Consider the following 21,547-nt stretch of genomic DNA (forward strand, 5'->3'; position numbering starts at 1 on the left):
CCCATGGCAGTGACGACGAGCCGGACCACACCGGCCAACGGAACCGAGGAACTGCTCGAGGTGGCCCGGTGGGCCGTCGAGCAGCTCGGCAGGTCGGCGCAGTACGCGCAGGCCTACGCGGAGCGCACCGTCGAGGTGCGCGTGGAGTGCCTGGACGGAGAGGCGCTCGCCACCTGCGTCGAGCCCCGCGAGGGACTGGCGTGCATGGTCCGGCAGGACGGCCGCTGGCGCCACCGCACGTTCTCCGTCGTCGAACTGCCCTCACTGCCCCGGTGGCTCGGCTCCGGCGAGGTGCCCGGCGCGGAGGGCCCCCCGCCGTGGCCGGACCCGCAGGAGGTGGAGTTCACGGCCGTCGCCGCGCGGGACTGGCTGATCCAGGACGCGCCCGCGGCCCACTCCCTGCGCACCATGGAGGACTTCACCGCCCGCGGCATCGCCGTCGTCGACACCGACGGCGTGCGCTCGGCGGCCACCTCGCGGCTGGTGCGACGCCGTGTGGAAGCCACCGTCGAGCACGACGGGAACCGCTTCCGCGGACTGAACCGCTGGCTGGAGCGCGGCCCGCGGGCCGGCGGAGCCGACCGCGACGGCGTGCCGCAGGACGTGGCGCGGACCGCGCTGGAGCACGCGCGCAACTCCGCGCGGGCGGACCTCGGCGGTCGCCACCGCACCCCCGTCGTCTTCGGGCCGTCCGCCGCGGTGGGCCTGTTGCACGAACTCGTCGGGCACGCCCTCGAGGGCGACAACTTCGCGATGCAGAGCGACTACATCGCCAAGCTCCGCAAGCCGGGCGCCGTCCCCGCATCGGTCACGATGTACGACGACGCCACCCTCGCGGACGGCTACGGCTCCTACGACATCGACGACGAGGGCTTCGCCGGCGGCACCACCGTGCTGGTGTCCCAGGGCGAACTCGGCTCGCCGCTGTCCTCCGTCCGTACGGCGCAGCGCCACGGCTACCGGCCCACCGGCAACGGGCGCCGCCGCGACTACCGGGCACTGCCGCTGCCCCGCGCCAGCAACACCGTGGTGCCACGCGGCACGGAGGATCCGCGGGCACTGCTCGCCCCGTCCGCCGACGGCCTGCTCCAGGTCGGATGCCTGGGCGCCGGGATGATCGACCTCCGCAGCGGAGAGTTCCATTTCGCCGCGCTGAACTGCACCTACATCACTCCGGAAGGGCACCGCGTCCCGGTACGCGACGTCAGCCTCTTCGGCGACGCCCTGGAGACCCTCGCCCGCCTGGAGGGCACGGGTTCGGACTTCGGCGGCGACAGCGTCACGTGCGGGAAGCAGGGCCAGATGCTCGGCATCGGCCTGTTCTCCCCGTCGATGCGCTTCTCCGCACTGGATTGGAGCGCAGCGTGAAGGTCCTCAACCGCCGGGCGGACCAGGCGATCGCCGTGGCCGAGACCGTGCAGGCGGCTCTGCACCCCACGGAGAGCGCGGCCACGTTCCTGGAACGGTCGGCGCGCCGCCGGCTCGTGTGCGACGCGAGCGGGAAGAAGCAACTCCTCGTCGAGGACCCCGCCTTCAGCGGATTCGTACGGCTGGAGCGCGACGGGCGGGAGCTGTACCTCAACGCCGGCCAGCCGACCGTCCCGACCGCGGCCCGGCTTCTGGCGACGGGCCGCCCCCTCTTCTCCCTGGGCAGCCCCGCCGCGGACGGGGGACGTCCGCACGCCCACCCGTCCCGGCAGACCGCCCAGGGGGACTGGCACACCACCCGGGACCGCCTCGACATGAGCGCCGCGGCCTCCCGAACGGGCGCGCTCATGGAGGCCGTGGGCGAAGGGCTGCGGCCCGGGCAGGCCGTGGCCGGACTGCACGTGAGCGACATCCTGCGCGAGGCCGTGTTCCTGGACAGCGGCGGCGCCCGGCTCGAGGACCAGTGCTACGGCGTCGAGCTGACGGCCGTGGTCGTCGGCGAGGACGGCTCGCACATGGTGTCGGCCACGCGCTACGCGACCGCGCTCGACGACATCGACCCGGTGGAACTGGGACGCGAACTGAGCGTGCTGCAGACCGCCATGGGTGCCGCCGGGCAGCCGTTCACGGGCACCCGCGTCGTCCTCACCCCGTCCGCCACCGCCCAGCTGCTCCGGGCCCTGGTGAACACCATCCTGCTCAACCCCCTCGCCCACCCCGTGCCCCTGGCCGCCTCCCTCCTCGACGAGGGACCGTGCGCGGCGGGCTACGGCGCCCGGACCTTCGACTGCGAGGGCACCCCGACCGGAAGCGCGGAACTGGTCGGCCGCGACGGCCGCCAGCGCCCCGTCGCCACGCGCAAGACGGCTCTCGCCGACGACGGTCCCCTCGCGGCGGCGCCCCTGACCGGCCACGCCTGGTGGAACCCGCTGAAGAACTTCCCGCAGCCGACCGCCGGCAACGTCCGGATGACCCCGACGGCCGGCACCACCGCCCGCGGCCTGCTGGCCGGCGAGCGCTGCGTGGTCGCGGACGCCCGGACGCTGGGCGTCGAGGAGTTCCGCTCCGGCGGTCAGCTGGCGTTCCGGCTCCTGGCGGCCCGCACCGTGGACGGTGTCCCCCAGGAGGCCTACGCCCCGTTGTCCGTGGAGGGACCGGCCATCGACTTCCTCTCCTCGGTCACCGCGGTCGGCGACGACGTGTCCTATTTCCCGGGCCAGATCTCGGCGGGCGGAGCCTACCTGGAGATGGACCTCACCCGGATCACCTCGAAGGCAGTGCGATCATGACTCTGACAGACGGAGGGCTCGAAGCCCGCGGGCTCGTACGCGAGTTCACAGCGAAGGACGGCTCCGTACGGCGCGCGGTCGACGACGTGTCCCTGGTCGTGCGACCCGGTGAACTCGTCTCCGTGCTCGGCCCCAACGGCGCGGGCAAGACCACCACGGTCAAGATGCTCACCGGCCTGCTCCTGCCGACCGCCGGACAGGTCCTCGTCGACGGGCACGACGTCGTGCGCGCCCGCCGTCGCGCGGCCATGGCCTGCGGCTTCAGCCTCGGCGGCGACACCGGTCTGTACCCGAGACTGACCGCCCACCAGAACCTGGAATTCTTCGGCCTCATGTACGGGCTGCGCGGCGCCCGCCTCGCGGAGCGGGCCCGCCACCTGCTCGCGGAGGTGGACCTCGAGGACCGCTCGGGCGACCTCGTGGGCTCCTTCTCGCGCGGCATGAAGCAGCGCCTGCACCTGGCGCGGGCGCTCCTGCACGAGCCGTCCGTGCTGATCCTGGACGAGCCCTCCGCCGGCCTCGACCCCCAGTCGGCCGCCGCCATGCGAGCCCTCGTCGCCCGCCTCACCGGGGAGGGCCGCAGCATCCTGCTGACCACCCACGACATGCGGGAGGCCGAGGAGCTCAGCAGCCGCGTGGTCCTGATGAAGGGCGGTCGCATCCACGTGGAGTCGACCGCCGGCGAGCTGCGGCTGAACGCGGCGGGCCGCCTGGGCCACGTCGTCAACGTGGTCTTCTCCACCCCCGAGGCACCGGACGGACTCCAGGAGTGCCCGGGCGTCATGAACGTGGAGCACGCGGGCTCCGCCGTCACCCTGCGCGTGTCCGACGGGGCGGCCGCGGTGCAGTGGGTGCTGGCCCGGTTCCCCGGCCGGACCACCAGCGTCGCCGTCACCCCGCCCACCCTCGAAGAGGTCTTCCTCGACATGGTGGCGGCGTCATGACCCCCTCACCCACCGGCACCGGCACCGGCACCGGCACCGGCACCGGCACCGGCACCGGCACCGGCACCGCGGCCGCGCCGCGGCGGCGCGGCGGACGGTCCGGCACCGGAGCGACCTTCGTCCGGGCCGTCACGGACCAGCTGCGGATGCACGCGACCAGCCCGATGGCCATCTTCTCCACCCTGGCCATGCCGTGCGTCTTCGCGTTCGTCGTGCACGCCAACGCCACGGACGGCTTCTCCCGGCACACCACCGACGACATGGCCGTGGGCTCGGCGGGCATCGGCATGCTCGACTCGATCATCGTGCTGCTCCTGTTCAGCATGCTCGGCGAGAAGCAGTGGCGGACGCTCCACGCCGCGCTGGGCAGCCCCGGAGGCCTCGTCCCCGTGGTCCTGGGCAGGCTGACCGGCACCGCCCTCCAGTCGGTGACCGCCCTGCCGGGAACCCTGATCGTCCTGGGCCTGCTGTTCGGCATCGACGGCGGGTTCGACTGGGGCCGCTGGCTCGTCGGCGGGGTCCTGCTGGCCTTCGCCACCGCCTCCGTGATCGGGCTCCTCGGCTTCGCCGTCCTGCGCTTCCCCTTCTCGGCCGGCATGACCAACGGCCTGACCGGTCTGGTCATGGCGCTCAGTGCCCTGATCGTGCCCCAGTCCGCCCTCCCGGCCCCCGTGCAGAAGCTCGCCCTGATCCTGCCGCAGTCCCACGTCATGGCCTGGATCCGCGGCGCCGGGCCGGAACAGCTGCTCGCGGCGGTCGCCCTGACCGGTTTCTTCTGCGCACTGGTCGTGGTCGCCGTCCAGCGGCTCGAGACCACCGTGCGCCGGAACGCCCTGCCGCTGGAGGCCTGACATGCGAACCCCCACCCCGGCCCCCCAGGGCGGTGCGCTGCGCGCCGCGCTGCGTGGCGCGGCGCTCTCCTACCGGGCCCTGTTCACCTGGTTCAACCCGCTGGGCTACCTCAGCTCGCGCATCGTCCGGCCGATCGGCATGGCCATCGCCTTCACCTCCCTGGCGACCCACTACGGCGCGGGAGCCGACCGCATGATGATCGCCTCCAGCCTGCTGGCCGGCGCCGGCGCGGTCGTGTACGGAATGGCCCTTTCGATCGGCAACGAGCGCTCCTTCAACACGCTCGGCGCATGGCTGGCCTCGCCCCAGAACAAGGTCGCGGCGGCCGGCCAGCGCGCCCTGCCGCACATCGTGGACGGGTTCGTCGGAGGCCTGTGCACCTACCTCGTGTGCGCCCTGCTGTACATGACACTGCCGATCGGCGTCCCGCAGTACGCCCTCCTGCTGGCCGTGGGCGTGCTGACGACCGCGGGGTTCGGGCTGACGCTCTCGGCCGTGGCCCTGCTCCTCGAGGACCTCTTCGTCGGCCCCAACATGGCCGAACTCGTCCTCATGGTCCTGTCGGGGACGCTGGTCCCCCAGGACCGGCTGCCGGCCTTCCTGGTCCCGCTGAGCCGGGCGATGCCCCTCAGCCACGTCATGGAGGCCGTCGACGGCCTCCTCGCCGGCCGGCCGCACGGTACTCCCTTGCTGGTCGAACTCGCCGTCGGCGGCGCATGGGCCCTCGCCGGTGTGCTCTTCGTGCACCTGGCCGCCCGCCGCGCGACGACGCGTCTCGCGCTCGGCACCTCCTGAACATCCTTCGGAAAGAGAAAGAAGACAAGTGAGCAACCCTCAGATGTCCGCGTGGTCCGCGAACGCGTGGATCGACCCGCGCGGCACCTTCGCCGGCCCGGTCCAGCACAAGGACGGCCTCGTCACCCCCGGCGCACTGACGGCCGCCCCGCTGGGCGACACCGAGCCCTACCTGGTCCCGTCGCTGCCCGTCGAGGTCCACTGCCACGGCCTGGGCAAGGTCGACTTCTCCAACTTCGCCGAGATCGACCTCTTCGAGGTCGACAAGCACGCCGCCTCCGAAGGCCTGCTCTGCATCCCCACGCTGTACCTGCGCCAGGAGCGCCTGGACGGCTTCGTCGAGTTCATGCGCGGCTTCGCCGCCCTCAAGGCCGACGGCCAACTCCCCTTCGTCCCGGCCATCGCCCTCGAGGGCCCGCTCGTCGCCAGCTTCGGCGGCACGCCCGCCAGCTCGGTGTGGGCGCCCTCCAAGGAGGAGTGGGAGAAGCTCGCGAGCTGTGGCCCCCTCGGCCTCGTCTACATCATGCTGTCGCCCGACGCCCTGCAGTCCAGCTCCTACCTGGCCGCGCAGTTCACCCCGGACCACCCGTCCCTGGAGTGGATCGTCACCCGGCTCGTCGAGAGCGGCGTCCGGCCGGCCCTGGGCCACTTCGCCAAGGAGGACCCGCAGCTCGGAGCCGACTGCGTCGAGGAGGTCCTCGCCACGGCCGAGGCCGCCGAGTGCCCGCACTCCGGCGTCCGGGTCGTCACCGACCACCTCTTCAACGAGATGCCGCTGCTGATCAAGCACGCCTTCCGCACCTCCAAGGCGCGCGCCAACCGCGACGCGCTGCTCGCCGGCTACGACCTGCCGTCGTGGAACCTGGCAGACCTCCACGAACAGGTCGGCCCGGTCCCCGCCGCCATCATGCGCGGCGCCCACGCGGGACGCATCGCCGCCTGCCTCAACTTCGACGGCGAGCACGTCGACTTCGCCATCGCCAAGCGCGCCATCGAGATCGTCGGCCCGCAGAACATGATGCTGATGACGGACCGCAGCGACGTCGCCCGGCTCGCCGGCCAGGACCTGCACCAGGAACCCGGAAGCGACCTGTGGTACCAGGAGAAGGGCGTGGTCGCCGCGGGCACGCAGCCCATCGACCAGCAGATCGCCAACGTCCGTGCCCTGGGCGTAGCCGAGGCCGACATCTGGCACCTCGTGTCCTTCACGGCGTACCGCACCTTCTTCCCCGAACTGGACCTCGCCGCTTCGGAGTTCACCCAGAGCTGCCACGTCGACGCCGAGCGCCTGCGCCGCGCGCTGATCTGAGCGCACCGCGCGCACCACCCGAGAGACCGAGGCGAACATGAGGAGCACCGGAATGGAGACGCAGCGTTCCACCGAACGCCCCCACGACATCCCGCGGGAACTGCTGGACGCCGTCACACGCTCGCCCGTCAAGGCGCACCTGTTCGGCATCGACACCTACACGCGGGAAGCCGCCTGGACGTTCCGCGACCACACAGGCGAACTGCTGCGCACCGCGCTGTGCGTCCTCAAGCCCGATGCCGCCGTGGGGCGGCGCTACGGCGCCGCCCTCCAGGCACTGGCGGACAACGGGTTCCGTCCCGTCGACGTCCTGCGCTTCCGGCACGACCGGTTGTCGATCCGCGAGACCTGGCGCTTCCAGCTCAACTTCGCCGACCGCGAGCGCATCGCCACCATGGAGCTGTACCTGCGCTCCCTGGACTGCGTCCTGCTCGTCCTGCGCGACGAGCGCCACCGGGCCGGTGCGGTGCCGGCCGCCGTCCGGCTCGCCGCCCTCAAGGGCCCCGCCACCGCCGAACTGCGCAGGCCCGAGCATCTGCGGGAGCGCCTGGGCGCGCTCAACGGCCTGTTCAACTTTCTCCACACGACCGACGAGCCCATCGACGTCCTGCGCGACCTCGGGCTGCTGCTCGAGCCCTCGCGTCGCGAACTCGTGCGTGAGCGCATGGTCTCGGGTCACGACGCGACCGACGAGACGCGGCGGATCCGCGAGGAGGTCGAGGGCTCCGTCCCCGAGCACGACCTCGACCCGGACGCCGGCTGGCGACGGCTGGAGAAGTCCGGCTCCCCCGCGGGGGCACTGGCCCGCGCCCGTGCCCGGGGAGCCGCCGTCACCCCTGCCGAACTGCTCCGTGCGGCACACCATCCGGACGCCGACCCGGGCGACCTGTGGGACCTGCTCGCGGTCCTCACCGCCACCGTGCGCTTCAACACCCCCGGCATCGAGCGTATCTACCCCAACGTCCTGCTCGGCGCCTGGCAGGAGCCGGCATGAGCCCGGTCACCATCTGCGTGTGCCACCACGTCACCGAGGACGAGATCGTCGGCTGGATCCGCCGCGGCGTGACCACCGTCGAGGGCCTGGGCGAGCACTGCGACGCCGGACAGGGATGCGGGGACTGCCGCGAGTCGCTCGAGGAACTGATCGAGGACTTCGGCGACGAGTCCGGTGCCGACGGCGCGCTGGCGGTGAGCCGTGCGCAGTGACCCCGCGGAGATGACGCGCTTCTGGCGTGCCGCACTCGACGAGGCCACCCGGCCGCCCCTGGAGGTGAGGCTGACCGAGCAGGACACCCCGCTGGCCGGCTGCACCGTCCACGACGCCTCCTTCGCCGGGGCCCGCGGCCACCGCGTCGCGGCCTGGTACATCCGCCCCGCCGGACACGCCGACGGCCGACAGCTGCCCTGCACCGTGCAGTTCCTCGGCTACGGCGAGGGCCGCGGGCACGCCCTGGACCGCCTCCTGTGGCCGGCCCTCGGCTACGCCACGCTGGTCGTCGACACCCGCGGCCAGAGCGGCGCCGGGGGCCGCGCGGGCGCCACCCCCGACCCCGTCGGGCTGACGCATCCGCAGATCCCGGGCTTCACCACGCGCGGCATCCTCGACCCGGACACCTACTACTACAGGGACGCGTACATCGACGCGGTGCGCGCCGTCGCCGCCGCCGCGGAACTCCCCGGCGTCGACGCCGGGCGCATCGCGACCACCGGCTGCAGCCAGGGCGGGCAGCTGGCGCTCGCCGCCGCCGTGCTCAGCCCCCAGGTCGCCGCCGCGCTCGTCGAGTCGCCCTTCCTCGCCGCGCTGCCCGACCTCACCCGGGTCCCCGACCGGCAGCCCTACCGGGAGCTGCTGCGCTTCGCCGAGGCGTACCCCGGCCTGGCCGCCCGCGCGTCCAGGACCCTCGGTCTCTTCGACGTGGCGGAACTCGCCTCCCACGGCCGCTGTCCCGCACTGTTCTCGGTGGCCGGCAAGGACCAGCGGTGCCTGCCGGACACGGGGTACGCCACGCACGACCGCTACCCGGCGGAGAAACGGCTGGTGACCTGGCCGCTGGCCGAGCACGCCGCCCCCAACACGCCGCTGCGCCTCGCCGAGGCGGAGTTCCTGGCCGACGTCTTCGCCCAGGCACCGGCCTCCCACCGGGCCCCCGCCTTCTGGCAGGAAGGACACGACAGATGAGACGCCTGCACCCCGACAGTCCGCCCGTCGCCCAGCTGACCGAGGTCCCGTCCGACCTCCTCGACACCGTCACCTGGTCGGAGCGCAAGGCCGACCTGTACGCGGTCGACCAGTACTTCCGCGAGGCGAGCTGGACCTTCGGCGACATCGTCCCGCAGATGCTCGGCATCGCCCTGTGCATGCTCAAGTCCGAGGCGACCGCCGGCCGCAGGCTGCGGCCCGCGCTGCGCATCCTGCGGGAGGCGGGCTTCTGCCCCGTCGACGTCATCCCGTTCCGGCACGACCGGCTGACCATCCGCGAGGTGTGGCGCTACCAGTTCAACATCGCCGACCGCCGGCGCATCGAGGCCATGGACGTCATCCTGCCGAGCACCCGGACCGTCGCCCTGGTCCTGAAGGACGAGCGGTGGCACCCCGGCGCGATCCCCGCCGCGGTCAGGCTGAACGGTCTCAAGGGGCCGGCCGACCCGCGCCTGCGCCGGCCGGAGCACCTGCGCCACCAACTCGGCGTGGTCAACGGCCTGTTCAACTTCACCCACATCTCGGACGAGCCGGCGGACGTGCTCCGCGAACTCGCCGTCATCTGCGACGAGCCGCGGCGCGAACTGGTACGCCGGCGGATCCTCCAGGACCACGACGCCAGGCCCGAGGCCCTGGCCGTCTTCCAGGAGCTGGAGGACCGGCACCCGGAGCACGACTTCGACCTCGAGAACAGCTGGCAGCGCCTCGCCGCCGGGCCCGGCCCGCTCGGGGAGGCCGGCACGCGGCGCCCGGACCTGGAGGAGATGCTCGACCTTACCCGGCGCACCCCGCTGGACAGCCCGCACCGCTGGGACCTGCTGACCGTGGTCACCCACCTGCTGACCGAGATGAACGTCGGCGACGTGGGCCCCATCGTCCCGAACGTGACCGAGGCATGGGCGCCGGAACGACTTCAGGAGGCCGCCTCGTGACCGCGGTGCTCGCCACGCTCAACCTCGGCGTGGAGCGGCGCGGTCCCTGGACCGGCACCGGCCGCAGCGGTATCGACAAACGTCCCGTGGAGCACCGCGTGACGGCCCGCCGCGAGGGACTCGAAGGCGACCTGGTCGCCGACCGGCGCGTCCACGGCGGACCGGACAAGGCGGTGTACGCCTTCGCCCGCGAGGACGCCGCGTTCTGGGAGGAGGAGCTCGGTCGGGAGATCGCCCCGGGGAACTTCGGCGAGAACTTCTCGACCACGGGCCTGAACGTCACGGACGCCGAGGTCGGTGAGCAATGGGCCATCGGCGAGGCGGTCTTCGAGGTCATCCGCGCCCGCAAGCCCTGCCGCGTCTTCGCGGGCTTCTGGGAGGTCCCGGACCTGGTCAAGCGCTTCATCGCGCACGGGGCGCCCGGCGCCTATCTGCGGGTCCTGAAGGAGGGCACGGTCGGAGCGGGCGACCCCGTCGAGATCATCAAGCGGCCCGGCCACGGGGTGACCATCGGCTACATGCTCAGGGCGCTGACCACGGAACCGCACCTGATGCCCCGTTTCCTGGACGCCCCGGAAATGCTGCCCAAACACCATGAGAAGGCCCGCAAGTGGCTGGCCGCCCGAGAACAGGAACTGGAGAGATCCACCCCATGACAACCACCGCATCGCAGCCCCTGATCGACCCGGGCCGGCTCGCCGCCCTGGACTGGTCGGACCTGCCCGCCCTGCACCGGCCTATGGAGGACCTGCTCGAGGAACTGGTCTCCCACCCGACGTGGCTCAACGACGCCTTCGACCACGTCCTGTCCACGCCGGAACTGCTCAACCAGTGCGAGCGGCTCCAGGAGCTCGACCGCGTCGTCCTCGTCAACGACAAGGCCAGCGACGTCCGGGTCCGGCTGCACGTGTTCACCGGCAGCGACTTCGACCGCCCGCACAACCACCGCTGGAGCTTCGGCTCCCGCATCCTGCACGGCAGCTACCAGCACCACCTCTTCGGCGACTACGAGGAGCTGGACACCGACACCCGCATCGGCAGCCCCGCGCTGGTGCGTGACGAGGTCGCGGGCTCGGGCTACGTGATCCGCCACACCATGGTGCACACCGTCAGCTCCGAGCCGGACACCACGTCCCTCATCGTGCGCGGTCCCTCGGAGAAGGACCGCTTCGTGGTGATGAACCGCGACACCGGCGAGGCGTGGTGGCAGTACGGCCAGAAGGACGAGAAGCCCGAGGACCAGGCCCGTCGTCGGCTGGGCGCCGAGCGCGTGGAGGAGATCAGGCAGCTCCTCGTCAGCCAGGGCTGCATCCGTTGACCGGCATTCTCCCCGCGCGGGAGCCGGTCGAGCTCGTCGTCTTCGACTGCGACGGCGTGCTCGTGGACAGCGAGCCCATCGCCGTGCGGACGCACGTCGCCCTGGGCGCCGAACTGGGCTGGCCGCTGAGCGAGTCCGACGTCATGAACCGCTTCGTCGGCCGCTCGACCACCTCCATCGGCGAGCAGATCGCCGAGCGCCTCGGCGAGGAGACGGCCCGCACCTGGGGCGAGCGGTTCCAGGAGATGCACTCCGTGGCCGTCGACGAGAGCCTGGCCCCGGTCGACGGCATCGTGGAGGCCCTGGACGGCCTGGAACGAGCCGGCCTCGGACCGGCCAACTGGTGCATCGCCTCCAGCGGCAGCCACGAGAAGATGCGCCACACCCTGGGCAAGGTGGGCCTTTACGAGAGGTTCGCCGGGCGGATCTTCAGCGCCCACGAGGTCGAACGGGGCAAGCCCGCACCGGACCTCTTCCTCCACGCCGCGCGGCGGATGGGCGTCGACCCGTCGCGTTGCGTCGTCGTGGAGGACAGCAAGTTCGGGGTCCAGGCGGCCACCGCCGCCGGGATGCGTTCCGTCGGATACGCGGGGGGCCTCACCCCGGCGCAATGGCTCACCGGGCTCGCGACGGCCGTCCTCACCGACATGCGCCTCCTGCCCGCCCTGGTCACGGCGAGGGAGACGGCGGATGCCACTGGAGATTGAGCGCAAGTTCCTGCTCGGGGCCGAGACTGCTGCCGGGGCCGGGGCCGGGGCCGGGGCCGGGGCCGGAGCCGGGGCCGTTCCGCCCGCGACGGCGACGGAGTCCATCGAGCAGGGCTACCTCGCCGTCACCGACGACGGCACCGAGGTGCGCCTGCGCCGCATCGCGGGCCGGTGCGTCCTCGGGGTCAAGCGGGGCAACGGGGGACTCTCCCGCACCGAGGTCGAGTGCCCGCTCACGGAGCAGGAGTTCGAGGAGCTCTGGCCCGCCACGGCGGGGGCCAGGCTGGTGAAGACCCGGTACTCGGTCCCCGCGCAGGGCACCGTCGCCTCCGTGGACGTCTACGGGGCGGAGCTGTCCGGCCTGCGCACCGTCGAGGTCGAGTTCCCCTCCGAGGAGGCGGCGAGGGCGTTCACACCGCCCGACTGGTTCGGCGCCGAGATCACCGGGGCGAAGGAGTACAAGAACCGCCGCCTGGCGGTCGAGGGAATCCCCGGTACGAGGGGCTGACCCGGGGCCACACGCAGGCGCCCCGTCGCCCCGTCGCCCCGTCGCCCCGTCGACCCGTCGACGGGGCGCGGCCGGGCGGCCGGGCGTCCTCGGCGCACTCCCCGGTGCGGGATACTCTCCGGATGGGTTCACGCACTTCCCGGGGCGGCCGGACGGTCACGGTGCGGAGGGCTGTCGCGCGGGATGCCAAACGGCTCACACGGCTCGTGCGTGGCTCAGGCGCCTACGCGGGCATGTACGCGGCCGCGGTCGCGGGCTACCGGGTCGGTCCCGATTACATCGAGGCCCACCGCGTCTTCGTGGCCGTCGACGGCGACGAGCAGGGCGGCCGGGTCCTCGGGTTCTACTCGCTCGTCCTCGATCCACCGGAGCTCGATCTGCTGTTCGTCGCCGACGAAGCGCAGGGACGGGGCATCGGACGACTGCTCGTCGAGCACATGAAGTCGCAGGCCCGTGCCGCCGGGCTCGACCATGTCGCGGTCGTGTCGCATCCTCCCGCCGAGGACTTCTACCACCGCGTCGGTGCGGTGCGGACCGGAACCGCGCCGGCGAACCCACCCGCCGTGCCGTGGGACCGCCCCGCGTTCGAGTTCCGCATCCCTTCGCCATGACTGACACGGTGTGTCGGCCGGTTCACGGAACCGGCTCCACCCGCCGTGCCGGGTCCGCGGCCGCCTCGCAGGCGGAGGGCGAGAGGCACCTGTCGCCGACGAACTCTTGCCGCACTGTCGGATCCGGCAGAGGCCCTTCGTCGTTCTCGTGAAACGTTCGGAAGGAGAACGGTCATGAAGTACGTGTTGTTCGTCGCCACCGACCCCGCTGGAGAGCCGGCCGACGAGAACCCGGAGGCATGGGTCGAGAAGTGGAACGACCGCGGCGTCCGCGTGGAGGGAATGCGGCTCAAGCCGGTCACCGAGACCACGACGGTCCGCGTGCGCGGTGACCGTGTGCTGGTCACCGACGGCCCGTTCGCCGAGACGGCCGAGTGGATCGCCGGGTACGACCTCATCGAGGCCGCCGACCTCGACGAGGCGATCGAGGTCGCCGCCTCGCACCCGATGGCGACCGGCGGGCGCATCGAGATCCGGCCGGTCGAACCGCTCGATCTCGGTCCGGGCACCGGGAACGTCCCGCACGAGGGCGACGCGCCCGCCTCACGCTTCCTCGGGATCCTCCGGACGGACCCGGGCGCGCCGTCCTTCACCCCGGATCCGGCCGCGGTGGCCCACTGGGTCCTCGACGGTCTCGCCTCCGGCCGCTACCTCGGCGGCGAGCACCTGCGTCCCGTCCAGGACGCCACACTCGTGCGCCGCCGTGCAGGGGAACTGCTGATCACCGATGGCCCGTACGCGGACGTGCAGGAGTGGGTGTCCGGCATCGTGTTCATCGACGGCGAGCGGGAGGAGGCGATCGACTATCTGACCCGCTGTCCCATGGCACGGTCGGGGATCGCCGAGCTGCGCGAGTTCTGGACGGACCTCTCGTGACCACCGGGCCGGCGGAGGTCCGGGCGACGCTCGCCGAGGCCCACCGCGGCGAGTGGGGCGTCGTCTTCGGCACGGTCGTGCGCCTGACCGGAGACTGGGAGCTGGCCGAGGACTGCGCCCAGGACGCGTTCGCCCGCGCCCTGCCGGCCTGGGAGCGCGACGGAGTGCCGCGGCGGCCGGGAGCGTGGCTGGTGGCCGCCGCCCGGAACCGCGCCCTCGACGTGCTGCGCCGCCGGACGACCGAACGCGGAAAGCTCGCCGAGGCCGCCGCGGTCGAGGCGGCCCGCGAACCGGCGCCGCCCGGGGACGAGAGGCTGCGGCTGGTGTTCACCTGCTGCCACCCGGCGCTCCCCATCGAGGCCCGGGTGGCACTGACCCTCCGGGCGGTCGGCGGCCTCACCACGCGTGAGATCGCCCGCGCCTTCCTGATCGGCGAGGACACCGTGTCGCAGCGGATCCTGCGGGCGAAGCGCAAGATCGCGGCTGCGGGAATCCCCTACCGGGTGCCGCCACCCGGTGCACGCTCCGAACGGCTGGGCGGGGTTCTCGCCGTCATCTACCTCGTGTTCACCGAGGGATACGCGCCGAGCGACGGCAACACGACCCGCGACGCCCTCGCCGAGGAGGCCATCCGGCTCGCCCGGCTCGTCGCCGCCGAGGCACCGGACGAGCCGGAGGCACGAGGACTGCTCTCGCTGCTCCTGCTCCAGCATTCCCGGCGCGCCGCCCGTCTCGACGGGGACGGCGGCCTGGTCACGCTGGAGCACCAGGACCGGACGCGATGGGATCGGGCACTCGTCGTCGAGGGCGTGGCCCTCGCCCGTGAGGCGGCCCCGGCGGGCGGCCCCTACGCGATCCAGGCGGCGATCGCCGCGCAGCACGCCCTCGCCCCGGTCGCCGCCGCTACCGACTGGGGCGGGATCGTGGCCCTGTACGACCGCCTCCTGGCGCTGCGCACCAATCCGGTGGTCGCCCTCAACCGGGCGGTCGCCGTCGGGATGCGCGACGGTCCACAGGCGCAGCTGGACGCCGTCGACGCCCTGGGAGCGCCCAAGGAGCTGACCGGCAACCACGCCCTGCCCGCCGTCCGCGCGGACGCGCTGCGCCGCCTCGGCCGTACCCGCGACGCGGCGAAGATGTACCGGGTGGCGAAGAGCGTCGCTCCGAACGAGGCGATCGCCCGGGAATACGCCCGCCGTCTGGCCGAGTTGGGACCGGGAGGCTGAGGACGTAGCCGTTCGGCGGGCCGCCGCCGGCCGCCTTCGGTCCGGCAGGGCTGTCCGGCGGACTGTCAGGGGCCCTTGATTCGCGATGCGAGGACAAGGGCCCCTGACAGGATCACGATGACAGCGATTCGGCTCTACCGGCCGTTCCCTTCCCGGTGTCTCCTCCCGTCAGGTGCGCGTCCAGCGCTGGTTGGCGCCGTTCGAGCAGGAGTAGAGCTGGATCAGGGTGCCGTTGGCGGTACCCGCGCCGACCGCGTCGAGGCAGAGGCCGGACTGGACTCCGACGATCGATCCGTCGGAGTTGAGGCGCCACTTCTGGTTCTCGCCGCCCCAGCAGCCGTAGATCTGGACCTTGGTGCCGTTGCCGGTGCCCGCGGCGTCCAGGCACTTGTTGCCGTAGACCTTGAGCTCGCCGGCAGCGGTGTACGTCCACTGCTGGTTGGTGCCGTTGTTGCAGTCCCACAACTGGAGCTGGGTGCCGTCGGTGGTGCTGGAGCTGGGCACGTCCAGGCAGCGGCCCGAGCCGACGCCCCTGACAGGTCCGGCGCCCGAGGGATTCGTGGGCGTGGGGGTCGGGTTCGGGTTGGACGAGCCGTTGTTGAGCGCGCTGAGGACGGAGGTGTAGGCGGCCTTCTTGCTGCCGTCGTTGTTGAACAGCAGCGGCGTGTCGCCCGATCGCCAGGAGTCGCTGTCACGCACGCCCCAGACGGTGATGCCGAGGCAGCGCGGGACGGCCAGGCAGTCGTTGACGACGTTGGCGTAGGTCGTGGACGAGGCGCCCTGGATGTCCAGTTCGGTGACGGCCACGTCGACGCCGAGGGCGGCGAAGTTCTGCAGGGTGGTGCGGAAGTTGCTGTTGTAGGGGCTGCCGCTGTTGAAGTGCGACTGGAAGCCGACGCAGTCGATCGGCACGCCGCGCTGCTTGAAGTCCCGGACCATGTTGTACATGGCCTGGGTCTTGGCCCACGTCCAGTTCTCGACGTTGTAGTCGTTGTAGCAGAGCTTGGCGGCCGGGTCGGCGGCGCGCGCGGTGCGGAAGGCCACCTCGATCCAGTCGTTGCCCGTGCGCTGCAGGTTGGAGTCGCGCCGGGCGCCCGAACTGCCGTCGGCGAAGGCCTCGTTCACGACGTCCCACTGGGCGATCTTGCCCTTGTAGTGGCTCATCACGCCGTTGATGTGGTCGTTCATCGCCTGGCGCAGCGCGCTGCCGCTGAGGCTCTGCATCCAGCCGGGCTGCTGGGAGTGCCAGGCCAGGGTGTGGCCGCGCACCTGCTTGCCGTTCTGCACCGCCCAGTTGTAGACGCGGTCGGCGGAGGTGAAGTTGAACTGCCCCCGCTGCGGTTCGGTGGCGTCGATCTTCATCTCGTTCTCGGCCGTCACCGAGTTGAACTCACGGTTCGCGATCGACGTGTACGTCGAGTCGCTCAGCCTGCCCGAGGCGATCGCGGTGCCGAAGTAGCGGCCGCTCTGCGCCGCCGCGGCGCCGAGCGTGCTCTCGGCGGCGCGTGCCTCGGGCGGCCCGATCAGTGCGAGGGACGCACCGAGGACGCCGACGAGCAGCGCCAATAACAGGCCGCGGATCCTTTGACGGACAGCGGGTCCGGGAAGGGCGTACGAGCCCATGACTGTGCCTCCAGGGGTAGACATCACGGAAGGACTGAAGTGCGGGGGATGCGACGTCCGCTCCGACGTGGCAACGGACGGTGCGACCGGGACCCGGGTGGCGCGGAACGGGCCGGCCGCCCACCTCCCCGGGCGAAGAGGCGGGGGCAGGCCGCGTCACGGCCCCGCCAGGGTCAGTAGCCGTAGATCATCTTGTAGGCGGCCTCGGGGAGGAACTGGCCGGCCGAGGAGCCGGCTCCGACGCCGCAGTTTCCGTCGGACTCACCCGGAGTCTTGATCCACAGCAGCATCTCGGCGCCCCCGCCCAGCCGGGTGGGCGTGCCGATGCGGCGGCCGGAAGGGTTGCACCACTGGCCGTTGGAGCCGTTGCCGTTGCGGCTGGTGTCCACGACGAACGGCTTGGTGTAGCCGTAGCGAGCGCTCAGTTGACTGTTGACGGCGTTGCCGAAGGCGGTGTTCTGGGCCGTGGTGAAGTAGTTGGAGACGTTCAGCGAGAAGCCGTGCGCCTGTCGGAGGCCGGCCTCGTGGAGCCGGCGTGCCATGGTCGCCGCGTCGGTCCAGCCCGGGTTGCCGGCGTCGAGGTAGACCCAGGTGTTGGGGGCCTGGCGGCCGAACTCGGAGAGGGCGCCGGTGAGCATGGCTTCGCGCTCGTCGATCTGGGCCTGCGTCATGCACCCGTAGTCGCCGAGGGAGTCCGGTTCCAGGACGACGACGGCCGGACGGTTGGCGATACCCCCGGCGAACTGGGCTATCCAGCTCGCGTAGGCGGACGGTGACGTGGCCCCGCCCGCGGAGTGTCCGCCGCAGTAGTCGCGGTTGTAGATGTTGTAGGCGACGAGAAGGGGCAGCTTGTCCCTGCTGTCCGCGGCACCCACGTATGCCCCGGTGGCAGTGCCGATGGTGCCGCTCCAGGAGCCGAACCAGCGCGCCATGGGCGTGTTGGCTATCGAGGAGTTGATCGCCGCGGCCCGGCCGTCGCCGGGGTTGGCGGCGGCCCACCGCTTGGCGCTGGAGTCGGGGTCCACGTAGAACCCGCTGGTCATGGTGGTCGGGTCGGCCGCGTGGGCGGACGGGGCGACGGCGAACGCGAGCGGCAGGGCGAGGAACGCTGCCACCAGGGTGCGGAGTCTGCGGCCCATGTCTGTACCTCGGTTTCCTGGCAGGGATGCGCCACCCGCCCTCGTCCCGAGCGGGCGACGCGCTGAAGGAAGTGCGGTGGTGCGACGTCCCCGCGCGGCTTCGGCCTTCCGGGGGACGTCACGGGCAAGAGTTCGACCCGGATCCCGGGAGCGCTCCCAACTGGAAGCGCTTCCAGCCTGGGGTCAGGGGTGCCTTCGGTATGGTTGTGCCGTTCCGCTTGCTGTGTCAAGGGTCCGATCGCGAGCATCGGTCATGCCGCAGGGAGACGGCCGATCCCAACTGGAAGCGCTCCCAGTTTTCGGACCGTGACCGCGTCGCTCGGGCCGACCCGCCCTCCGACGGGAGCGTCGCCATGGGCGAGGATGGGACGCCGTCCGGTCGACAGGAGAGGATCGCGTTCATGGCAGAGGATGCGCCCCGCCGGCAGCCGACGCTCGACGAGGTGGCCGAACTGGCAGGCGTCTCCCGATCCGTCGCCTCACGCGCCCTCAACAACGCCCCGCACGTCAGCCGGGTCAAACGCGAGGCGGTCGAGAGGGCCGTCCGGCGACTCGGGTACGTGCCCAACTCCACCGCCCGGGCGCTGGCCACCCGGCAGACAGGTGCGGCCGCTCTGGTCGTCTCGGGGGAAGACCCGTCGATCTTCGCCGACCCGTTCTTCGCCCAGGTGATCGTCGGCGCGTCGGCCGCTCTGGAGGAGGCCGACCTGCATCTGATGCTGTGTCTGGCCGCCTCCGACCGGGGCCGCAAGCGGGTGGAGGAACTCTTCCGGTCCAAGGGCGCCGACGGCGTGATGCTGATGGCGCTGCGCGAGGACGATCCGCTCGCCCGGATGGCCGAGAGGGCGACGATGCCCGTCGTGTTCGGCGGGCGACCGGTCGGTTCGGTGCCGCGCTGGTACGTGGACGTCGACAACGCCGGGGGCGCGCGTGAGGCGACCGAGTACCTGATCTCGCTCGGTCGCACCCGGGTGGCCGCCCTCTGCGGGCGGCTGGACACCGAAGCCGGACGCACCCGGTACCGCGGGTACCGGGACGCCATGCTGGCGGCCGGTCTCGACCCGTTCCCGCCCCGGGAGGGGGACTTCACCGAGAGCAGCGGAGCCACCGCCATGGCCGCACTGCTCACGGAGCGTCCCGATGTCGACGCGGTGTTCGCCGCCAACGACAACATGGGGGTGGGGGCGCTGCGCGCGTTGCGCGGGGCCGGCCGGAGGGTCCCCGACGATGTCGCGGTGGTGGGCTTCGACGACCTGGCCGTCGCGCAGGTCTCGGATCCTCCGCTCACCACCGTGCACCAGCCCATACAGGCCCTCGGGAGGGAGATGGCGCGCATGCTCGCCGCTCTCGTCAACGGACAGAGTCCCACGGCGCTGATCCTGCCCACCCGCCTGGTCGTCCGCGCCAGCGCCTGACGAACGGCCGGTCCGCCCCGGGGCGCCGCGCCCCCCGGGGTGCGGGCCCGCCGAAGACGCCGTCAGGTGGTCATGCCTGCAGGTAGGCGTGGAAATGCGGTGTTAGCGATAACAACTCGCCTGGCGAGAGGCGTCCGTTGTCCCACTGGGTCAAGCGCGCGGCCCGATCGGGGGAGACGTGGTGCGAACGGGTGGCGGAGGCGGAGTTCTCATCCGCGGCCGACGCGGACCCGGGGACGCGCCTGCCGGGTGTCGGCCCCGGCGGCCTGTGGGCGCGGGAAAGTGCTGGTCAGCGCCGTGAGTCGGCGTCCCGGACTGCTCGGCGAGGCGTAGTCCGCTGAACCTCGCCGGCGGCGGGGACATCGCGCCCGTCGCCGGCCCGGCGATGATTTTCGCTGCACGAGCCTTGGCTGACGGGCCGTGTTAGCGGTAACAATTGACGACGTCACAGTTCCGCCTGCTCAACCTGGCTTGATGGCACTCGACCCCCTGCGCGGGGTGGGGCGCGGTGTGCATTGAGCTGTTCGGGTCCCCAGTCGCACCCGCTCACGCGCGGTCACGGCCGGGCCGCATCCACCGGTGCGGCCTCGGTCCCGATCGTTGCTGGAACGGCTCGCGGAGCCGGTGGGGACTCCCCACGGCGGCTCGCACCACAACGATCAAGGCCGGCACAGGCCGGTGCGCTTCGCAGCCACAAGAAGCCACCGGGTGTCACCGGTCCGTTCGCGCCGCACCACATCGACAGTCCGGACGGTCCCCTTCGGGGCAGGCCGGAGCCGTTTGCCCAAGACGAGGAAGTCTTCATGCGCAGAGGAACTCTCCACCGCAGGCACCTGTCCGCGGTGTTCTCCGCCGCGGTCGCGGTGCTCGCCGCGTTGGCGGCGACGCTGGTGGCCAACCCGGCCCAGGCGGCCACCAGCGGCGCCTTGCGTCACGCCGCCTCCGGCCGGTGTCTCGACCTGCCGAACTCCGACACCGCCAACGGCGTGTCCCTGCAGATCTGGGACTGTTCCGGAAGGTCCAACCAGCAATGGACCTTGACGGACAGCAACCAGTTGACCGTGCTCGGCAAGTGCCTGGACGTTCCGAACCACTCCACCACGGCCGGCGTCCAGTTGCAGACCTATTCCTGCAGCGGCGGCGCGAACCAGCAGTGGCGGGTGAACTCCGACGGCACGATCGTCGGCGTGGAGTCCGGGCTGTGCCTGGACGCGAAGGACAACGGCACGGCCAACGGCACGAAGGTGCAGCTGTGGACGTGCACCGGCCAGAACAACCAGAAGTGGAGCGGCCTGACCGGAGGCGGGACGCCCCCGACGACGCCCCCGCCGAGCGGCTCCTGCTCCCTCCCCTCCACCTACCGGTGGTCCTCGACGGGTGCGTTGGCGCAGCCGAAGAGTGGTTGGGTGTCGTTGAAGGACTTCTCCGCGGTGAAGCACAACGGGAAGTACCTGGTCTACGGGTCGTACTCGACGGGGTCGTCGTACGGTTCGATGGCGTTCAGCCAGTTCACGAACTGGTCGGACATGGGGTCGGCGGGCCAGAACGCGATGAGTCAGGCCGCGGTGGCGCCGACGCTGTTCTACTTCGCGCCGAAGAACATCTGGGTGCTGGCCTACCAGTGGGGTTCGGCGGCGTTCATGTACCGCACGTCGAGCGACCCCACGAACCCCAACGGCTGGTCGGCGCCGCAGGCGCTGTTCACGGGCAGCATCTCCGGTTCCGACACGGGTCCGATCGACCAGACGCTGATCGCCGACGGTCAGAACATGTACCTGTTCTTCGCCGGTGACAACGGCAAGATCTACCGGGCGAGCATGCCGATCGGGAACTTCCCGGGCAGTTTCGGTTCGTCCTACACGACGATCATGAGTGACACCAAGGCCAACCTGTTCGAGGCGGTGCAGGTGTACAAGGTGCAGGGGCAGAACCAGTACCTGATGATCGTGGAGGCGATGGGCGCCAACGGGCGTTACTTCCGTTCCTTCACGTCCTCGAGCCTGAGTGGTTCGTGGACCCCGCAGGCGGCCTCCGAGAGCAACCCGTTCGCGGGCAAGGCCAACAGCGGCGCGACCTGGACCAACGACATCAGTCACGGCGACCTGGTCCGCAGCAACCCCGACCAGACCATGACCATCGACCCCTGCAACCTGCAGCTCCTGTACCAGGGCAAGGCGCCGAACTCGGGTGGCGACTACAACGCGCTGCCCTACCGGCCGGGCGTCCTCACCCTCCAGCGCTGACCCACCCGGTCCAGGCGCTCGCACCACATCGAGGAACCCCGGCCGCGCTCCGGCCGGGGTTCCTCTCCTTCGGGTGTGGGGCCGCCTGGGGTGGCGAGGACGGGCGGCACGGCGCACTCGGGGGAGGGCAGG

At 71.8% G+C, this 21,547-nt stretch carries 21 protein-coding genes; 19 read left to right on the forward strand and 2 right to left on the reverse strand.

Annotation, left to right across the window (positions count from 1 at the left end; translation table 11 throughout):
- Positions 1–3: 3 nt before the first annotated feature.
- From GBN72_RS03010 to GBN72_RS03090, 17 genes are all read left to right on the forward strand, one after another.
- The gene (locus GBN72_RS03010; protein WP_151770043.1) at positions 4–1,368 is read left to right on the forward strand and encodes a TldD/PmbA family protein; all 1,365 of its coding nucleotides are present in this window, start codon (positions 4–6) and stop codon (positions 1,366–1,368) included.
- Positions 1,365–2,717, forward strand: coding sequence for a metallopeptidase TldD-related protein (locus GBN72_RS03015; protein ID WP_151770044.1), 1,353 nt, complete (start codon positions 1,365–1,367; stop codon positions 2,715–2,717). The genes GBN72_RS03010 and GBN72_RS03015 overlap by 4 nt, the downstream gene beginning before the upstream one ends.
- A complete protein-coding gene (locus tag GBN72_RS03020; protein WP_151770045.1) occupies positions 2,714–3,661 on the forward strand; it encodes an ABC transporter ATP-binding protein in 948 nt (315 codons plus the stop codon). Before GBN72_RS03015 ends, GBN72_RS03020 begins: the two co-directional genes overlap by 4 nt.
- The gene (locus GBN72_RS03025) at positions 3,658–4,512 is read left to right on the forward strand and encodes an ABC transporter permease (protein ID WP_151770046.1); all 855 of its coding nucleotides are present in this window, start codon (positions 3,658–3,660) and stop codon (positions 4,510–4,512) included. Before GBN72_RS03020 ends, GBN72_RS03025 begins: the two co-directional genes overlap by 4 nt.
- Before the next feature lies 1 nt (position 4,513).
- Positions 4,514–5,308 (forward strand): ABC transporter permease, encoded by a 795-nt coding sequence (locus tag GBN72_RS03030; protein WP_151770047.1) that lies wholly within the window; start codon positions 4,514–4,516, stop codon positions 5,306–5,308.
- A 28-nt stretch (positions 5,309–5,336) separates the two neighbouring features.
- On the forward strand, positions 5,337–6,617 hold the full coding sequence (locus GBN72_RS03035) for a hypothetical protein (protein ID WP_246212223.1): 1,281 nt from the start codon (positions 5,337–5,339) through the stop codon (positions 6,615–6,617).
- 52 nt (positions 6,618–6,669) lie between these two features.
- The gene (locus tag GBN72_RS03040; RefSeq protein ID WP_164540336.1) at positions 6,670–7,611 is read left to right on the forward strand and encodes a nucleoside-diphosphate kinase; all 942 of its coding nucleotides are present in this window, start codon (positions 6,670–6,672) and stop codon (positions 7,609–7,611) included.
- Positions 7,608–7,823 (forward strand): (2Fe-2S)-binding protein, encoded by a 216-nt coding sequence (locus GBN72_RS03045; RefSeq protein ID WP_151770049.1) that lies wholly within the window; start codon positions 7,608–7,610, stop codon positions 7,821–7,823. The genes GBN72_RS03040 and GBN72_RS03045 overlap by 4 nt, the downstream gene beginning before the upstream one ends.
- The gene (locus GBN72_RS03050) at positions 7,813–8,796 is read left to right on the forward strand and encodes an acetylxylan esterase (protein ID WP_151770050.1); all 984 of its coding nucleotides are present in this window, start codon (positions 7,813–7,815) and stop codon (positions 8,794–8,796) included. The genes GBN72_RS03045 and GBN72_RS03050 overlap by 11 nt, the downstream gene beginning before the upstream one ends.
- Entirely contained in the window at positions 8,793–9,749 is a 957-nt protein-coding gene (locus tag GBN72_RS03055; protein ID WP_151770051.1) for a hypothetical protein, read from the forward strand. Before GBN72_RS03050 ends, GBN72_RS03055 begins: the two co-directional genes overlap by 4 nt.
- Positions 9,746–10,405 (forward strand): MOSC domain-containing protein, encoded by a 660-nt coding sequence (locus GBN72_RS03060; RefSeq protein ID WP_151770052.1) that lies wholly within the window; start codon positions 9,746–9,748, stop codon positions 10,403–10,405. Before GBN72_RS03055 ends, GBN72_RS03060 begins: the two co-directional genes overlap by 4 nt.
- Positions 10,402–11,067: a hypothetical protein gene (locus tag GBN72_RS03065; protein WP_151770053.1), complete on the forward strand. Its 666-nt coding sequence runs from the start codon at positions 10,402–10,404 to the stop codon at positions 11,065–11,067. Before GBN72_RS03060 ends, GBN72_RS03065 begins: the two co-directional genes overlap by 4 nt.
- Positions 11,064–11,774 carry an HAD family hydrolase gene (locus tag GBN72_RS03070; RefSeq protein ID WP_218042010.1) on the forward strand — a complete coding sequence of 237 codons (711 nt, stop codon included), beginning with the start codon at positions 11,064–11,066 and terminating at the stop codon, positions 11,772–11,774. The genes GBN72_RS03065 and GBN72_RS03070 overlap by 4 nt, the downstream gene beginning before the upstream one ends.
- The gene (locus GBN72_RS33950; protein ID WP_164540338.1) at positions 11,758–12,282 is read left to right on the forward strand and encodes a CYTH domain-containing protein; all 525 of its coding nucleotides are present in this window, start codon (positions 11,758–11,760) and stop codon (positions 12,280–12,282) included. The genes GBN72_RS03070 and GBN72_RS33950 overlap by 17 nt, the downstream gene beginning before the upstream one ends.
- A 122-nt stretch (positions 12,283–12,404) precedes the next feature.
- Positions 12,405–12,893, forward strand: coding sequence for a GNAT family N-acetyltransferase (locus GBN72_RS03080; RefSeq protein WP_164540340.1), 489 nt, complete (start codon positions 12,405–12,407; stop codon positions 12,891–12,893).
- Between the two features lie 174 nt (positions 12,894–13,067).
- Positions 13,068–13,769 carry a YciI family protein gene (locus tag GBN72_RS03085; RefSeq protein WP_151770055.1) on the forward strand — a complete coding sequence of 234 codons (702 nt, stop codon included), beginning with the start codon at positions 13,068–13,070 and terminating at the stop codon, positions 13,767–13,769.
- On the forward strand, positions 13,766–14,995 hold the full coding sequence (locus GBN72_RS03090) for an RNA polymerase sigma factor (protein ID WP_151770056.1): 1,230 nt from the start codon (positions 13,766–13,768) through the stop codon (positions 14,993–14,995). Before GBN72_RS03085 ends, GBN72_RS03090 begins: the two co-directional genes overlap by 4 nt.
- Before the next feature lie 168 nt (positions 14,996–15,163).
- Here the strand turns inward: GBN72_RS03090 and GBN72_RS03095 are convergent, their stop codons facing one another.
- Positions 15,164–16,618 carry an endo-1,4-beta-xylanase gene (locus GBN72_RS03095; protein ID WP_151770057.1) on the reverse strand — a complete coding sequence of 485 codons (1,455 nt, stop codon included), beginning with the start codon at positions 16,616–16,618 and terminating at the stop codon, positions 15,164–15,166.
- A gap of 173 nt (positions 16,619–16,791) precedes the next feature.
- Positions 16,792–17,757, reverse strand: a complete 966-nt coding sequence (locus tag GBN72_RS03100; RefSeq protein WP_151770058.1) for a glycoside hydrolase family 6 protein — start codon at positions 17,755–17,757, stop codon at positions 16,792–16,794.
- Between the two features lie 401 nt (positions 17,758–18,158).
- Between GBN72_RS03100 and GBN72_RS03105 the strand changes: the two genes are divergently transcribed.
- Positions 18,159–19,172, forward strand: coding sequence for a LacI family DNA-binding transcriptional regulator (locus GBN72_RS03105; protein ID WP_151770059.1), 1,014 nt, complete (start codon positions 18,159–18,161; stop codon positions 19,170–19,172).
- Positions 19,173–19,975: 803 nt separating this feature from the next.
- Positions 19,976–21,415 (forward strand): non-reducing end alpha-L-arabinofuranosidase family hydrolase, encoded by a 1,440-nt coding sequence (locus GBN72_RS03110; RefSeq protein ID WP_151770060.1) that lies wholly within the window; start codon positions 19,976–19,978, stop codon positions 21,413–21,415.
- Positions 21,416–21,547: the final 132 nt, after the last annotated feature.

Origin of the sequence: Streptomyces abyssomicinicus, assembly GCF_008974245.1 — a bacterium.
In the GTDB taxonomy this organism is placed as follows: domain Bacteria; phylum Actinomycetota; class Actinomycetes; order Streptomycetales; family Streptomycetaceae; genus Streptomyces; species Streptomyces abyssomicinicus.

Excerpts from the sequence above, each read along its gene's own strand:
- GBN72_RS03010 (WP_151770043.1), top strand. The coding sequence starts at position 4 with ATGGCAGTGACGACGAGCCGGACCACACCGGCCAACGGAACCGAGGAA.
- GBN72_RS03020 (WP_151770045.1), top strand. The coding sequence starts at position 2,714 with ATGACTCTGACAGACGGAGGGCTCGAAGCCCGCGGGCTCGTACGCGAG.
- GBN72_RS03025 (WP_151770046.1), top strand. The coding sequence starts at position 3,658 with ATGACCCCCTCACCCACCGGCACCGGCACCGGCACCGGCACCGGCACC.
- GBN72_RS03030 (WP_151770047.1), top strand. The coding sequence starts at position 4,514 with ATGCGAACCCCCACCCCGGCCCCCCAGGGCGGTGCGCTGCGCGCCGCG.
- GBN72_RS03040 (WP_164540336.1), top strand. The coding sequence starts at position 6,670 with ATGGAGACGCAGCGTTCCACCGAACGCCCCCACGACATCCCGCGGGAA.
- GBN72_RS03045 (WP_151770049.1), top strand. The coding sequence starts at position 7,608 with ATGAGCCCGGTCACCATCTGCGTGTGCCACCACGTCACCGAGGACGAG.
- GBN72_RS03055 (WP_151770051.1), top strand. The coding sequence starts at position 8,793 with ATGAGACGCCTGCACCCCGACAGTCCGCCCGTCGCCCAGCTGACCGAG.
- GBN72_RS03065 (WP_151770053.1), top strand. The coding sequence starts at position 10,402 with ATGACAACCACCGCATCGCAGCCCCTGATCGACCCGGGCCGGCTCGCC.
- GBN72_RS33950 (WP_164540338.1), top strand. The coding sequence starts at position 11,758 with ATGCCACTGGAGATTGAGCGCAAGTTCCTGCTCGGGGCCGAGACTGCT.
- GBN72_RS03080 (WP_164540340.1), top strand. The coding sequence starts at position 12,405 with ATGGGTTCACGCACTTCCCGGGGCGGCCGGACGGTCACGGTGCGGAGG.
- GBN72_RS03085 (WP_151770055.1), top strand. The coding sequence starts at position 13,068 with ATGAAGTACGTGTTGTTCGTCGCCACCGACCCCGCTGGAGAGCCGGCC.
- GBN72_RS03095 (WP_151770057.1), bottom strand. The coding sequence starts at position 16,618 with ATGGGCTCGTACGCCCTTCCCGGACCCGCTGTCCGTCAAAGGATCCGC.
- GBN72_RS03100 (WP_151770058.1), bottom strand. The coding sequence starts at position 17,757 with ATGGGCCGCAGACTCCGCACCCTGGTGGCAGCGTTCCTCGCCCTGCCG.
- GBN72_RS03105 (WP_151770059.1), top strand. The coding sequence starts at position 18,159 with ATGGCAGAGGATGCGCCCCGCCGGCAGCCGACGCTCGACGAGGTGGCC.
- GBN72_RS03110 (WP_151770060.1), top strand. The coding sequence starts at position 19,976 with ATGCGCAGAGGAACTCTCCACCGCAGGCACCTGTCCGCGGTGTTCTCC.